9 protein-coding genes are annotated in these 15,502 nt (G+C 63.4%); 7 read left to right on the plus strand and 2 right to left on the minus strand.

Annotation, left to right across the window (positions count from 1 at the left end):
• Positions 1-134 precede the first annotated feature (134 nt).
• From PJL15_RS01905 to PJL15_RS01920, 4 genes are all read left to right on the plus strand, one after another.
• Positions 135-2,987: a hypothetical protein gene (locus PJL15_RS01905; protein ID WP_281449517.1), complete on the plus strand. Its 2,853-nt coding sequence runs from the start codon at positions 135-137 to the stop codon at positions 2,985-2,987.
• A complete protein-coding gene (locus PJL15_RS01910; RefSeq protein WP_281449518.1) occupies positions 2,984-4,327 on the plus strand; it encodes a hypothetical protein in 1,344 nt (447 codons plus the stop codon). The genes PJL15_RS01905 and PJL15_RS01910 overlap by 4 nt, the downstream gene beginning before the upstream one ends.
• 60 nt (positions 4,328-4,387) lie before the next feature.
• Positions 4,388-8,677: an FtsK/SpoIIIE domain-containing protein gene (locus tag PJL15_RS01915; protein WP_281449519.1), complete on the plus strand. Its 4,290-nt coding sequence runs from the start codon at positions 4,388-4,390 to the stop codon at positions 8,675-8,677.
• 73 nt (positions 8,678-8,750) lie between these two features.
• Positions 8,751-10,739, plus strand: coding sequence for a serine/threonine-protein kinase (locus tag PJL15_RS01920; protein ID WP_281449520.1), 1,989 nt, complete (start codon positions 8,751-8,753; stop codon positions 10,737-10,739).
• Between the two features lie 247 nt (positions 10,740-10,986).
• Here the strand turns inward: PJL15_RS01920 and PJL15_RS01925 are convergent, their stop codons facing one another.
• Both PJL15_RS01925 and PJL15_RS01930 read right to left on the minus strand, forming a co-directional pair.
• Positions 10,987-11,625, minus strand: a complete 639-nt coding sequence (locus tag PJL15_RS01925) for a hypothetical protein (protein ID WP_281449521.1) — start codon at positions 11,623-11,625, stop codon at positions 10,987-10,989.
• A gap of 11 nt (positions 11,626-11,636) precedes the next feature.
• A complete protein-coding gene (locus PJL15_RS01930) occupies positions 11,637-12,746 on the minus strand; it encodes an Lrp/AsnC family transcriptional regulator (RefSeq protein ID WP_281449522.1) in 1,110 nt (369 codons plus the stop codon).
• A gap of 345 nt (positions 12,747-13,091) precedes the next feature.
• On the opposite strand from PJL15_RS01930, the gene PJL15_RS01935 reads away from it, so the two are divergent.
• The 3 genes from PJL15_RS01935 to PJL15_RS01945 all read left to right on the plus strand — a co-directional run bounded on the left by PJL15_RS01935 (position 13,092) and on the right by PJL15_RS01945 (position 15,499).
• Complete coding sequence (locus PJL15_RS01935) at positions 13,092-13,646, plus strand: NAD(P)H-dependent oxidoreductase (RefSeq protein WP_281449523.1); 555 nt, start codon at positions 13,092-13,094, stop codon at positions 13,644-13,646.
• Between the two features lie 117 nt (positions 13,647-13,763).
• Entirely contained in the window at positions 13,764-14,330 is a 567-nt protein-coding gene (locus PJL15_RS01940; protein WP_281449524.1) for an SRPBCC family protein, read from the plus strand.
• A complete protein-coding gene (locus PJL15_RS01945) occupies positions 14,327-15,499 on the plus strand; it encodes a cation:proton antiporter (RefSeq protein WP_281449525.1) in 1,173 nt (390 codons plus the stop codon). The genes PJL15_RS01940 and PJL15_RS01945 overlap by 4 nt, the downstream gene beginning before the upstream one ends.
• Positions 15,500-15,502: the final 3 nt, after the last annotated feature.

Here is a 15,502-nt window from a genome sequence, read left to right on the forward strand (position 1 = left end):
CAAACGGATAAACATCCCGTAGATACAAGTTTCCGGCTGTGACCTGCGCAATCTCTGTTAAGCAGAATTAGTCCATTCGTCAGCGCAACCCCGTATGATACTCAAGGCACCGTGAACGAATGAGGGGACGATCCATGCCCAGGCAGACTAGTTTTATTCAGCACCACCCATGGCGTCCGGGCCGGGCTTTAGGCGTCTTCCTGGTCGCCTTGGGATTGATCACCACGACGTCCTGCACCCAGCCCCCCGAGCCGAAACCGGTGGCCAACCCCGTCAAACTCCTCCAGAGCGTGCGCGTAGGCTTGTCCCCTGCCGCCGGAGTCCAGACGATCGAAGGCACCACTATCTCGGTATCCTCGTCCGGCGATTCCTCAGCGGAGAACACTACGTACGACACCGCCAAGGTAGTGGGCGAACTCCCGGTGCGCGTAAGCCTTCAGTACCGTGCGGGAGAAAAGTCGGGCTCGGACCTCACTGAGCTCAAAGGCCACACCGGACCGGTGGAGATTAACCTGACTCTCGAAAACCTCACCGTCAAACCGCAGAACATCCAGTACGACGCGGCAGGCCAGACGCGCTCCGACACCGCACTGGTGGGAGCCCCCCTGACCATCGCCGCGTCGACGAAGCTTTCCGGTGTCCGAGCAGACGACGTCAGGGCTGGATCAGCCGACGGCGCCACAGGTACCAACGGCGTCCTGAGCAGCACCGAAGACGGCGCCACCGTTGTCCAATGGGCTACTGTCCTGGCTCCTCCACGTTCCGGCGCGAGCACCACGCTGCGTCTTGCAGCAGACGTGAAGGACTTTCAGGTTCCCGAATTCGACGTCGCTGTTCAGCCCGGCCTCAATACGGACCTCAGTGCCAACGGAGTGCTCTCCAGCGCCTTCTCGTCCGGGACAGGGTCGGAAATGGAGCTGCAGCGCCGGACGATCTCGCTGGTATCGGACGTCAACACGGTCCTGACGAAGGCCGGGTCCACTATCACCGAGGTTCGCCGGAACCTTCAGGCAACGTCACAGACCCTCGGCGTCAAGACAGCCGGTGAACTGCGCGATAATTCCCAGGCACTTGCTGCGACGATGTCGGACCTGAAGCAGCAGCTGAAGGTTCTCGGCACTGACTTGGAATCTTCAACCACCGCCACCCAGTCCACCACCATGTCCCAGTTGAAGCTGACGGTCTCCGCTGTGGACGCGATGCTGGGCGACACTTCCGCCACGCCCCCGGTCGCTCCCATCACCGGTGACGGTTGCACCGCTGAAGTTGCCAAGGCAGCGCCGGCGGCCACCGTGTACTCCAGCATCCTTACGATGTCCTCCCAGCTGGATGCCTACGCGAAAGTCAGCGCAAGCTGCCGGGACATGGTTGCCGGCGCCCTTAAAGCCACCATGGGACCAGAGAACCCCTCCGCTGCCGAATGTGCTGAACAAGAGTCCATGACCTGCTCTCTTTATGGTTCAGCCGTGACAGTTACCGGAGCGCTTCTGGGCCTGGTGGAAAAGGGCGACGAACTGGTCTCCGGTCTTCAGCCACAGATCGTCGAAGGCGCGATCAAAGACCAGGCGGCTTCCGCCGTCGCACTTGAAAAAGTGCGCACGGACCTCGGCGCGATGCTTGACGGCTCCGGAACTTCCGAGGATTACAGCAAGGCACTGGCTGCACTGGGAACGGCCATCAAATCGGCTTCCGACTCTGCAGCCGCGACCCGGAAAGCAGCCGCTGCGGCGCAGGTCAGCGTCGACGCGCTCCGCCAGAAACTGATTGCCATCGCCACCAATGCCAAGGCAGCCAAGGGCGAACTCAGTCAGGGAACCTTGCTGAACGGCTCAATGCTGCAGCAGAACCAGAAGGTAGCGGACGAGCTGTGCAAGCTGTCCGATGACAGCCTCATCCCCGGCAAGGGCAAGCTGTCCTCAAAGGAGGTCGAGCAGCTGCGTTCCTATTTGACGTCCGTGCCGTGCGAACCGACTGATGAGAACGGCAACCCCTCACCCGCGCTGAATCCTCCCCCGGGCTTTAAAGAACCTTTGGATATACGGCTCGAAGGTCAGTCAACTGCCTGGGACCAAGTCCTTGCAGCCACCGACACCACCGCCGCCGACCAGGGAATCGGCCAGGCGTTCTCCGCATTGGAGACCACCTTCGACGACGCCGATACCAAACTGGAGGCTATCAAGGCGGCCGTCAATACGCTCGACGGCGCCGCAACAGGAAACGTCAACGGCACCAAACGGGGACTTGAGGCGCTCGATTCTGCACTCGCAGATGCGATTGACTCTTCCGGCACAGTGACCGCCGCACTCGCGAAGTTGAAGGAGCAGCAGGACGGACTTGGCGAAAAGATCAAGGAATCCCTCCGCGACGTTTCCGCTGAAACTGCTGCCGAGGTTTACAAAACCGTGGACGAACAAGTGCGCCAGGTAGCCGAAATCGGCGATGCCAGCTCTGAAGCAGTGACCACGGCCTTCAACCGGTCCATTTCCGGGCTGAAGTCCACTTCGGACGACGTTGTGAAGGATGCCGAAGGCACGGTCAACAAACAGCGGGACGAGCTGTTGGGGCAGAGCGGTGACTTGACAGCCGCCCTGTCCAAGAGCACGCAGTCCTCGTTGGACAACATCGCGGCCAGCACGTCCGGCTCCACCCGCGACGTCGAAGGTGCCAGCGCCCTTCTCGCCTCCAGCCTCAACAAGGTGATGCTGGACCTTGGTGACCGCTCAGTCAACGGTTCGGGCTTGCTCGGCTCCATGGCCACCAGCGCGGCCAAAGCGGACACCGCGGATTTCCAGTTGGCCCTGGCCTCCCAGAATGCTGAGGGTTACGCCAACATCCGCTCCCGCGATGTGGCTGGACTCCTGCTGCGCCAGGCCCAGTTCAAGGCCTCGCTCACCGCGGTGGATGAACTGCCGCCGTTCCAACTCAAGGTCCCTGCAGGTGCGGCGTCACAGACGCTCTACACACTGAAGATCGGCGGCAATTCGTGAACCCCCGGAACCGTCTCTTCGCCCTGATCGCTGCGGGAGCCGCCGTCGTGATTGCTGCTGCCGTGGTCCTGACTATGACGCTGAACCGCCCCACGAAAGCTCCCCGTCCCGATCCTGTGGCCGCAACAGTTCCTGTAGGCCTGAAGGCTGACGGCCTTCCGGCGGACTTTTCGATCGGCGTCGTCATGACGTTCGGCCAGTCCGGCGAACCTGGCTCCGAATACAACCGGGCAGCCCAGGGTGCCATCGTTGCCGCTCAGCGCTTCGCCCAAGGCGGGGCGGCAGTCGCCCTCCCCACCCAAAACGACCGGGGGACCGAAGACGGCGCCCGTGCCGCCGTCGCCTCACTCGCCGAGCACGGCGTGTCCGGTGTTGTCGTGGCGAGTACCGGACCGCAAGCCCGTGCAGCTGCAAAGGCGGCCGAGGAGCTCAGTCTCCCGGTAATCCTGCCCTACACAGAGGCTTTGGAACCGGCTCAAACCACCTGGACCACCGGACCAACGGCAGCCTCTGTCCAGGCCGGTCTGAGGACCGCACTGGCCGGCAAGAGCCGGGTGCTGCTGGTCAGCGACGGCGGCGAGGTCCCCGCATCCGTTACTCCCACTGACACACTGGTGTTGGATGGCTTCTCCGACGTGTCCGCTCTGGCCCAGGAGGCCGCCATCCGTACAGGCGACCAGCTTCGTCCGCCGTCCAAGGATGCGCCGGTTGACACTGAGGGCACGCGGACTGCCAACCCGGCAGACGCTGTTGTGGTGTCGGCGGCCACTCCGCAGCGCTTGGCGCGACTTGTCCAAGCCCTCCAGTCACGCGATGTGTCAGTACCGCTGGTACTTTCCGACGGCGCCACCACCCCCGCGTTCGCGTCCTCGCTTTCGGAGTTGGATGGCACTGCTTCAGGACAACTGGTCAGCATTGCGCCGGCAACCGGCGACGCTGTCGCGCTCCAGCAGGACGCCCAAGGGCGGGGAATGTCCGCATTCCTCGCCGGCATCAGACTGGCTACCGGGAATCCGGAGATCAAGAACCTGACGGACGAAACCCCGTTCTCGGCGGACGCCTGGGCGGCGGACGCACGCAGCCATGACGCTGTGGTGGCCTTGGTCCGCGCAGGCGCTCTGGCCGGGAGCAACGATCCGTCGAAGGTGGCAGCGTCTCTTCGCACCATGTCCTTCGGTCCCGGAGAAGGCGTCGCCGGACCGACGCTGGACTTCTCGCAATCCCAGGCGCTCACCGCTGAAGCAACCCCGGTTTACGCATCCCCTCAGGACCTCGGTCTCCGTCCGGCGGATGAGAACGCCCCACGGCTTGTCTGGGTCCCGGCGCCAGCCGGCCCCTAACCAACCTTTCTGTCCCCCCGCGTCTGAAGGGAACAGATCCACTACAGGAGGAGCGCCCCGGTGCGAGTGCTGATCGACTTGGACGATCGTCGTTTTGAGTGCGAGGTTGCCCATGCTGCGCCCGCCACCACGCTGTCCGACTTAGTCGAAGCCGCCGGCGGCCCCAGGGTTTCGCCTGACGAGCCGGTGTTCGTCAATGAGACAGAAGTCCGGGGTGCCACGCCACTTTCCGAACTGATTCTGCTGGAAGGAAGTCGCATCTCGCGCGCCCCCTGGCCTGTTCCGGACCGCGTACGTGATTGGAGCCTGACGCTGGCCGGCGGTCAACGTACAGGCGCTGTGGTGGAGGTTCCGCAGGGGCGCGACATGCTCATTGGGAGGTCTCCACATGCTGACCTCAGCCTGCCCACCGAAAGTGCGTCGTGGGATCATCTCCGCCTTCGGCGCGAAGAGGACGGACTGCGGGTGCTGGATGGAGGCTCCACCAACGGCACCTTGGTCAATGGGGAACCCGTAGGCGAGGACGGAGCCCTGGTCACTCAGACAGCCACCATAACGGCAGGTGGCACGGTCCTTCTCCTCCGTCCAACCTTGGAGGAGACACCCGCCCCCGCCCCGGGGAGCCTGCACAACCTGACTCCTGCTTCCACCGCTCCCTTCAACAGACCACCGCGTCCTGGCCGCGCCCCGGCTGGCGATCCGTTGGTTCCCCCGAACCGCAAGGACGTACCGCCGGCCAACAAGTTCAGTTACATCACGGTACTGGCGCCGCTGGTCATGGCGGTTGCGATGGTGATGATCCTGAGGGACATGCGCTTCGCCATGTTCGCCATGCTCAGCCCTGTGATGGCGGTGGGCATGTGGTTCGAGCAGAAACGCCGCCACGCCCGCGGCCTCAAGGAAGAGGCGGAGCGCTTTGACGGAGCCCTCAAGGAGTTTGAACAGCAAATCCGGACGGCCGCTGAGGTGGAAACCGCCCGGAGGCACCGGATGGTCCCCGATCCCGCCACGGTTGTACGTCGTCCTGCGCTCCCGGCTACCTCACTGTGGCAGCGCCGTGCGGACTCGGACGACTTCCTGGCCCTGCATGCCGGCACCGGTGATGTGCCGTGGAAGCCTGACGTAGACCGGGCTGCGGGCTCGCGTCCGGACGTGAGGGTCAAGGAATCCCTCGCCGCAGCCCGTCTCTTGGCCGCACCCGTGCTGGTGGACCTGACAGACGCTGGCGTGGTGGGCATCGTTGGCTCTCGGGACGGCGCCTTGGCCTTGGCCCGCTCCCTTGTAGCCCAGGCCGCGGTGCACGTTGGTCCTGCGGATCTGACAGTCGGTGTTTTCTGTGACGCCGGCCGGGCCGATGAGTGGGAATGGGCCTCGTGGCTCCCCCATACCCGCCAGACGGGCAGCAGCATGGGCGAGCGGTGGATGTCTGCACATCGCGAGACGAGTTTGGCCATGCTGCGCGCCCTCAAGGACTCTGTGGAAGAACTGCCCACGTCGGCTCTTATGGTGGTCCTCGATTCCGACGTCCTCACTGAGGGCAGGGACGCCCCGGCACGAGCACTGCTCGGCATGGGCCGTTCCGTCCCGGGAGGCCGCATCAACCCGCAGCAGCGCCCACCCCGGGTGGCGGGCATCGTCATCGCCACGTCCGAGGAGCAATTGCCTGCGTCCTGCACCACCATCATCAGGGTGGGGACGGATGCTGCGGCCACTGTGGACCAGCCGGAAGACCTGACACGCGTCGAGGACGTCATCCTGGCAGGCCTCGACCAAGAAGAGGCTCTGCGCTGTGCCATGCGCTTGGCGCATTTCGACGACCCGGAGCTCAGCGTCCCCGGGGCGTCCCTGCCGTCACTGGTCCGACTGCCCGGCCTGCTGGGCTTCGAGCGCCCCGACGCGGCGGCGATCGGCCGCCTGTGGCAGGCACCCACCGGGGTCTCCACTCCCATCGGCACCGGCGAAAACGGGCCATTGACCCTGGATCTCGTCAAGGACGGCCCGCACGGCCTTGTGGGCGGCACCACCGGATCCGGAAAGTCCGAGTTCCTGCGCTCGCTCGTGGCCGGTCTCGCTGCCCGCAACGATCCGACCCGTCTCAACTTCATCCTGGTTGACTTCAAGGGTGGCGCCGCCTTCAAGGCCTGCGAACGCCTGCCGCACACCATCGGAACCATCTCCAACCTTGACGAACAGTTGGCAGACCGCGCCTTGATCGCATTGGAAGCGGAGATGGAGCGTCGCCAGCGGGTTTTCGCGGAGGCAGGCGAGGGCATCGACAACCTCAATGCCTATTTGGCAACGAATCCGGCCGAACCAATGCCGCGCCTGCTGCTGGTGGTGGATGAATTCGCCATGCTGGCCAAGGATTTCCCGGACGTACTCACCGCCCTCGTCAGCATCGGCGCTGTGGGCCGCACCCTGGGAGTCCATATGGTCCTGGCTACGCAACGGCCGGCTGGTGTGGTGAGCGACGACATCCTCGCAAACACCAACCTGCGTGTGGCGTTGCGCGTCCAGAGCCGTGATGACTCCAACAACGTCATTGGCGTACCCGCCGCTTCTGCCATCGGCAGGGCGCAAATGGGCCGGGCCTTTGTGAAACTTGGCCAGGACGACATCACGCCGGTTCAGACCGCGCTGGTCACCGGTCGGGCACAGCTCGCCGGCGGTCCCGCCGTCGATGTTCGCGACATCCGCCAGTTCGGCGTCCCCGTGCCGGCACCGGCAATGCCGCGATCCGCAGCGGTTGACGAGAACGACTTGGACATCCTCATCGACGCCGTCGTCGATGCCAATGCCGAGGCCGGCTACGCGCCTCCGCGGCAGGTCTGGCCGGAGTCGCTGGGTGAGCGTGTGGAGCTGGACGGATTTGTGGCGGAACCTTCTCCGGTACACACCACTGCCCCAGGGCGTCCGACAGTGGGGCGCGTCCGTGGGTCAACCGTCCTGGTGACCCTGCTGGACGAACCCGAACTGCAGCGTCAGTCCGCAGCCGGATGGGACATGTCCGCGGGCAACCTGATGCTGATGGGAGTGGCAGGCTCCGGCACAAGCACCACACTTGCGTCTATCGCTTTGGCGCTTGCCAGGGAGGCAGATCCAGCCGAGCTGGACCTGATGATTCTGGATATGGGCTCCGGGGATCTGGAGATGCTGAGACGTCTGCCGCACACCATGGCATACGTAGGAACGGGTGCCGGCGCCAAGGAGCAGCAAGCCCGTTTCCTACGCCACCTGAGCACTGAGCTGGAGAGCCGCCGCGCGGCACCGGGTACGCATCGCCGCATGGTGGTCCTGCTGGACGGCTTGGCATCCCTCCGGGATGAATTCCAGGACTTTGAAGGGCAGCAACTTCTGGGCCTTCTCTACCGCGCATACGCCGACGGCCCGGCGCTTGGATTGTCCTTCGCCGTGACCACCACCCGCGCCAAAGCGGTTCCTTCGGTCATGAATGAAGTAACGCTCCAGAAGTGGCTCTTCCGGCTCGCCGATAACTACGACTACTCCTCGCTGGGCGTCCGGGCCAAGCACGTTCCCGCCGCCCTTCCCGGGCGCTGCGTGGACCCGCGCACTTCCCTGCAAATGCACGTTGCCACGCCCGGAATCGGGTTGGAGGCGGCCGTGGACCGCGTACGGCAGAGCTGGGTCGATTCCCCTGCGAAGACCACCGCGATCCGCAGCCTGCCCACTGACGTCACAATGGCGGATCTGGGCGTAAAGCCACAGTTGGAAACCGAACCGTGGCACATTCCCGTGGGAATCCGTGAAACGGACCTCGCGCCGGCGTTCCTGGAAATCTATGAAGGCGAACACGTCCTGATCGCCGGGCCGGCCCGTTCGGGTAAGTCCACCTTGCTGCTGGCTTTGGCGGAGGCCGTTAGGGGTGTGGCGACCTCGCGGGGTCGGGCCCAGGTTTGGGGCATATGCGACCGGCGCTCGCCTTTGTCCACGGCCGGCCTGGATAGGGTGGCTGTTGGCGCGGACGAGGTGCCGGCGTTGCTCGCCTCCCTGCGGATCGAGCGCGGCCCGGTGTTCCTGCTGATCGACGACGCCGAGCGCTTCGAGGACACTGACCAGTCCATCGCGGGGATCGTGGCGTCCGGGCCGCCGGGGCTGTGCATCATCGCGGCAGGCCGAGCGACCGATCTGCGCGGGCTGTACAGCCACTGGACCAAGTCTGTCCGTAAATCGCGCCTGGGCGTTCTGCTCCAGCCGGATGTGAATTACGACGGCGACCTGCTGGGTGCCACACTTCCGCGGAAGGCACCCGTGACTCTGACCACCGCACGCGGGTACCTAGGGGTGGGCGGGCAAATGTCCCTCATCCAGTCGGTAAGGCCCGGAAGCTGAGCGGACGGGCAGTGGAAGCCCTGCCTTGGATGGCCTCGCGGGAATCAGATCAATAGCTTTGGAGAATACGGACATGCAATTGGCACAGACGGGGCAGGCGCTGGGGGCGTCTTACCGATTCGGCGAACGTGTGGGTTCCGGCGCTGTCGGCGAGGTCTGGACCGTCACGTCGACGGACGGCCGGACGTTGGCGGCCAAAGTGCTGCGTCCGGAGCATGCCGATGATCCGTCCTTGGTGGAGAGGTTCGTCCGCGAGCGATCCGTGCTGTTGGCGTTGCAGGACTCCCACATCGTCACCGTACGGGACATGGTGGTTGAGGGTGAACGGCTCGCCATCGTCATGGACTACGTCGCCGGCGGCTCGTTGCGTGACATGGTCAAGGAGGCCGGACCGCTGGCGCCCGAAGATGCCGTAAAAGTTGCCGCTGAAATCTTCGACGCCCTCGCGTTCGCCCATTCGCGAGGTGTAACCCACCGGGATATCAAGCCGGACAATGTGCTTCTCGCCCGTCCCTGGTCCGAGCGTGAAACCGGGGACGTCAGGGTCTCCGACTTCGGAATTTCCGACGTCGTGGGTGAGAAAATCCGCCAGACCACCGGCCTCATCGGCACACCGCAGTACATGCCGCCCGAGCTCATCAGCCAAGGCCGATCCGGACCTTCCGGCGACATCTACTCCGCCGGCGTCCTGCTGTACGAGCTCCTTGCCGGACGGACTCCATTCGCTGGTCCTGGCACGGACTTCAGCATCGCCTACCGCCATGTTTCCGCACGTCCGCCACGGATTCCAGTAGACGACACACTGTGGGACATCCTCGACCAACTGTTGTCCAAGGATCCGGCTTCCCGCCCAACTGCGCCTGAGGCTGCCTCGACGCTCCGGCGGCTGGCACCCAATCTTGCCGGCAGCCGCCCGATCGCCCGGGCCGAAGCCCCGGAAGATTTCGACGACGTAGAACGCCCCGCCACTGTGGTTCGTGGCGCCTTTACCGATGACGAACTCGCAGCCTTTGCGGCGGCCCCACCTCCCGGCGTCGACGCGGTGCTTCCGGACCTCGGCCAGGCCGGCAGCGCCACCATTGCCCGCCCTATGCCACGCCGCGAAATGCGGCGGCCTGCAGAGGAGCGGCCCCAGGAGAAGGATGCGACTGCGACTCCCTTTTGGCGGACCCGCAAAGCGCTGCTCCTTGCCGGTGGCGCCGTCTTACTGATCGTGGCGATGGTGGTGGGCTTCGTTCTCCTGTCCCCCGCCACCCAGCAGGCCGCACCCACGCCTCCCGGACAGCAATTGTCAGCGCAGTTGCAAGACCCGGCCCTACCGACAGGACTCACCATTTCCCGTAGTGCTGCGTACGAGCCGTCGTCCGGACAGGTCCGTTTGACGGTGTCCTACGCGGCACAGAAAGCGCCGCTGGCCGGTGAGTTCCTGGAGGTCATCCCGGGGCTTTCTGATGGAGAATCATGCCCGGCTGTGACGTGGAATGGTGGCACCGTGAGCCGTAACCAGGCCTCGATCACCGGTGTGGATGTTGCCTGCGGCTGGAAGCTTTCCGGGGTAGAGATTCCCGCTGGAGGATCAGTGCAGCTGACCGCCAAGGTGCCGGTGGCACCCGCAGACCAGAAGGCAATGGACGCTTGGCTGCGCGCCGCGTCCGGGGCAACAACGGCAGCCACTCAGGATCCTGCTGTCAAAGGTACCGCGTACCCCGTCCAACGCCTGAAGGGCGTAGAAGTGCGGACCCCTGCCCGGGTGGTGACGCCCAGCCCCCTGAAAATTACTCTGGTTCCGGTGTGGGCCGGCGGAGCCGATGAACTCAATCCGCTCTACGTCAGTCCTGCATCGGGCAAACCATCGCAAATGCTCTCCGCTGTAACCGGCGGCGAGAAGGGGGTGCGGTTCGCCGACGGCTGCGGCGGTTCTCTGGCAGTGGACAGCTCAGGACTCACCGTGACGGCCCTTCAGATCACGCCACAGTGCACGGTGCGGGCAAGCGTCGGAAACTTCACTGAGCTCCAGTCTCCGCCCTTCGGCATCACATCGCGGGAGAACTCCGGCGGGTAAGCTCGACGGTCGCATCGCCGCTCCGAAGATTTCAGCACGCCCTGCGATAGGCAGATGACAGGTTTGATAAGCATCTGCTGGCGTCGAGGGGTTAGATCTCATCGCTTTCGCGAAGGGAAAGGGCCGAGATCTAACCCCTCGGCGCCAGCAGCAATCACACTTGAGCCGAGGAAAGTCGTGGCAGGAGATGGATCGGCAGACAATGGCCTCCGTACGGGTGGACGGGCGCATAACAAAATCAATTCTGCTATCGCCAAGACATCATGAACCAGATGATCGCGAAGATGTAGCCCACCAAGGCCAGTGTGGCGAACCGCTTCGGTGTTCCGACTGGGTTCTTCTTGGTAAAGCCGAAGAAAGAATTGATATTGAACAGGTGAAGCAACAGTCCACCGCCCAGCAGCCCGACGAACATCGTTTGAGGCGCCACCAATAGAACGGTCACTGCAAAGAACGTATATTCCAGGGCAAACGCCAGACGCGGCCTTGCCCACAAACCGAGCCCAACACGGCGATCATCGCTCCCCCAGCCAAGGACAGGGAGGTCGCGGAGATGAACCACAGCGTCCAAAAGCCAGTGGGACAACACACCGATCCAGAAGAGTGCTCCGACAAAGACGCTCTGGTAGATCGCGCCAGCCAACAATGCCGGCACGAGACTTATTACACTCCCGAGGACCAATGAATGAGAGTACGGGTAAGAAGTGAACTTAACCCGGGATTGCAACGGGTCATCACGGTCCACGTGCACCGACTCCTTGCCTGCGAAGACCAGCGCGGGCCAAACGATATCCGGCCATGCGACTGCAACGGCGATGGGAAGGACAGGCGCCTCAGGGGCGACCGCCAGAATGACCGCTGCCGCGGCGTAATGACCTATATACACGATTGCCAAACCTACTGTTGACGGGACACTGGACGTCGAGGGCCACCCCTATGTGGAGCGACACCACCATCCGGGATGACGCGAAGGAGCGGACTACCCCTTTTCAGGGTTTTCTGGACCGGACTCGTCTCGAGCGTCTGGATGGATTCGAGTGAACTGAGACCATTCGCCAGATATTCGTGCAGTTCAGCGGGGGTCCTGCACAGGACCAGGGCCAACAAGTTGGTCGGGCCAGTGGTCGAGCCCACATAGGCCACTTCCTTGTGTTGAATCAATGTACTGGCTACCCGGTTCAGCTGGGCGGGTGCCACTGACATCCACAGCAGGGCCTGCGTTGTGATGCCGTACGCTTCCGCATCAATCTCGACGTCGAAAGTCAGTACACCGCCGGCCCGCAGGGCAGCGAGCCGGCGCGCAACGGTCGACGGCGACAGGCCGGTTTCGTCGGCGAGGTCGGCGCTGCTGATGCGCCCGTTACGCTGCAAGCTGGACAGCATGTCCCAGTCTGTCGGCGTTAGGGACGTTAGGGTTTCCTGTTCGTCCGTGCCATGTGGCGGGTCGAATACCTGGTGGAGTTGCTCGCGCTGCTTGTTCGTAAGAGCGGTAGTATGACCCTGCCATGCAGTGGGACCGCCCAGATAGGTATGAAGCAAGCGGTGCGCAGACACGTCGGTAATGCTGGCTGCTCTAGGGATATCTCCGAACAGCAGCGAGTGGTGGGCGACGGAGTTCGTGACCGTGACAAGGCAGATTTCGTGTCCCCCGGACACGCGGCGCACCCATGTGGTGTCTTCACGCCGAGCAAGGCTCTCCGCCACACTCTGTGCGGTGTTAGGGCGGGTGGAGAGTCGCAGGATCCATTTCTCCCGTGAAGATCGCTGTGGATTCACCACCCCAACAACGCGAAGCGACACCTCGCCTGTCAGCCGCCGGAATCGACGCGACACGGTCTGTGTGGAAACGTCCAGAACTTCAGCAATCCGGCTGAATGGCACCCGACCGTCAATACGTAGCGCATGGACAATGCAATGGTCCAACTCATCGATTTTGGAGACGACAGCCTCCGGAACTACGGCGGCAGGCCGCTTGCGGCCAGGGACGCTCAGCAAAGTATGGAACACCCGGTTTCCTGGATCTTAAGGTGGGAGCGCCTCAGGGGCGTGAGTGTTCCCGCGAATAGAAAATGCTTGCTGAGTCTTCAGCACTCTAACAGGGCTTGACGGGGCGTCCTGGACCCTTGGCTCCCGCATGTCATTGAACACCCGGACCGGCCATCGGCGTGAATATCCCCCACCGGAAGCGTTGTCGGTGGAATAAGCCGGTCAATTCTGCGCTGCGACCGCCCCACAGGTCGGCGCCTGACTTAACTGGAGACGTAGCTGCGGGTTACGGCAGCAAACTACTTGTAATTGTTGACAGCAAGGACGCGCACATGTTGGCGTCCTACATCAGAAATGGAATTCTTAATGACTACCGATCGCACCCTCATCATTGTTGGCCACCCTAATCTTGCGGACTCACGTGCCAATGCCGCCCGGATCGCCGAAATCGAAAACTTGGGCAATGTCACCGTGCACGACCTCTATCAGAACTACCCTGATTTTGGCATCGATGTAGCGCGAGAGCAGCAATTGCTGCGCGAGCACGATACCGTCATTCTCCAGTTCCCACTGTGCTGGTACAGCGTGACCCCTTTAGTGAAGTCATGGTTCGATGTTGTGCTGAATTATGGTTTCGCCTTCACCTTGGACGGCTCGGCCTCTGAGCTACGCGGCAAGAAAGCCTGGCTGGCCGTCTCGGTCGGCAGTAGCCTGGACACTTACACCACAGAAGGCGTTGCCCGACGAAGCCTTGACGAGTACCTCGCTCCCGTCCGCCAGACACTGGAATTCTGCCAATTCGACTATCAAGGTGTCCACGCTGTTTATGGCATGATGCTCAACCCCTCTGAGGATGAACTCATTTTGGACGCCAAGGAATACGGCAGGCTTGTGGCGAGCAATGGGACGCCTGTTGGCTAACCCGGCGCCCGCAGAAGTCCAAAGGGTCGAGGCCTAACCCCTCGCGCCACCCGGCGGTACATTAATCACGGATGCCACAAAGACACCCTCGGAACCGCAGCTACGGTGGAGGCAACAATGGCCGGGTCAACCAGCAAGACAGGCAAAAGCACCGACTACGAATTCGTTACCGTCTGGCGCGTTCCGGGGACGCGTGAGGAAGTGGTGGACGTCCTCGGGGATGCCCGGACCCTGAAACAGTGGTGGCCGTCGGTGTATCTCGACGTGAAACCCGTAAGCCAAGGCAACTCCGACGGCACCGGAAGCTCCTTCGACCTCTTCACGAAGGGCTGGCTCCCCTACACACTCAAATGGCGGCTCACTGTCACGGAACCGGTGACCCTGGACGGCTTCGCGCTCACGGCAAAGGGTGATCTCAACGGCACGGGACGCTGGACCTTCGAAACGGACGGGCCCGAGACAGTCATCACGTACGACTGGCGCGTCAGTACAGCCAAGCCCCTCCTCCGCAGGCTCAGTTGGCTCCTCAAACCGGCGTTCTCGGCGAACCATCACTGGGCCATGGCCCGAGGTGAGGAAAGCCTGAAACTTGAGCTCCGCCGTCGTCGATCAACTACCGGCGCGGCGCACGTTCCTCCCCCGCCGGCCCCCACCTTTACGCGCCACCGTGAACCAAACAGGTGACGTTCCTCCAGCTCGCCCTGATCTCGGCGGTAGCCCTCCTGGGGCCGCTGCTGGCGTTGCCCCGGAAATGGCATTTGCCCGTGGTCCTGGGCCAGCTGCTGGCGGGCATCCTGATCGGCCGGACGGGCCTCCACTTGGTGGACCCAGCGGACCCGGCGTTTAACTTAATGGCCGATGTTGGCTTCGCGTTGATCATGTTCGTTGCCGGCACGCACGTGCCTGTGCGGGACAAGTCGATCCGGGAAGCCTTGGGCGGCGGCGCGGCCAAGGCCGGGGCTGCGGCGTTGCTGGCCGTCGCCACGGGCTTTGGAATAGGAGCCATTTTCGGAACGGGCCATGCGCCGCTGTACATCGTGTTGCTGGCCTCGTCCTCGGCTGCTTTGGTGCTGCCGATCGTGGACTCCCTGAACCTCGGCGGCCCCAAGGTCCTGACCATGACTGCCCAGGTGGCCATAGCCGACATCGCCTGCATCGTAGCACTCCCCCTGGCCGTCGACCCGCCCAATGCCGGACGCGCAGCCTTGGGCGCCGCCGTCGTGGCCCTGTGTGCCGTGGTCTTGTTCTTCGTCCTCCGCGCTTTGGAACGCAGCGGCACACGCGGCCGCCTGCACGACGTTTCCGAGGACCGGAAGTTTGCCCTGGAGCTACGGATCCAGTTGACTTTGTTGTTTGCCTTGGCAGGCTTGGCCGTCCTGGGGCACGTTTCAGTGATGCTGGCTGGTTTCTCCTTTGGCCTTGTCGTTGCAGCAGTGGGTGAACCACGGCGGCTTGCCCATCAGTTGTTCGCGGTGAGCGACGGTTTTCTTGGACCCGTCTTCTTTGTATGGCTCGGCGCTTCCTTGAACCTGAACGACCTCGCATCGAACCCCCAGATGATCCTTCTGGGCCTTTGCCTTGGCGCGGGCACCCTCTTGGTCCATGCCGCCATGCGTGTCCTCGGCCAGCCATTGCCGTTGGCCATTCTCTCGGCGTCCCAACTGGGCGTTCCCGTGGCAGCGGTGACCATCGGCTCGCAGTTGCACCTTCTTCAACCGGGGGAAGGCGCAGCGATGGTTTTGGGCGCGCTCATCACCATTGCAGCCAGCGCGATGGCAGGGCGGTCGGCCGCGGCCACACAAGAGGCGGCAGCCAACCCATCCGGGGCCAACCCTGCAACGAACTCCCGATAGAAT

It is taken from the genome of Paenarthrobacter nitroguajacolicus (assembly GCF_029952445.1).
GTDB classification, from domain to species: Bacteria; Actinomycetota; Actinomycetes; order Actinomycetales; family Micrococcaceae; genus Arthrobacter; species Arthrobacter nitroguajacolicus_B.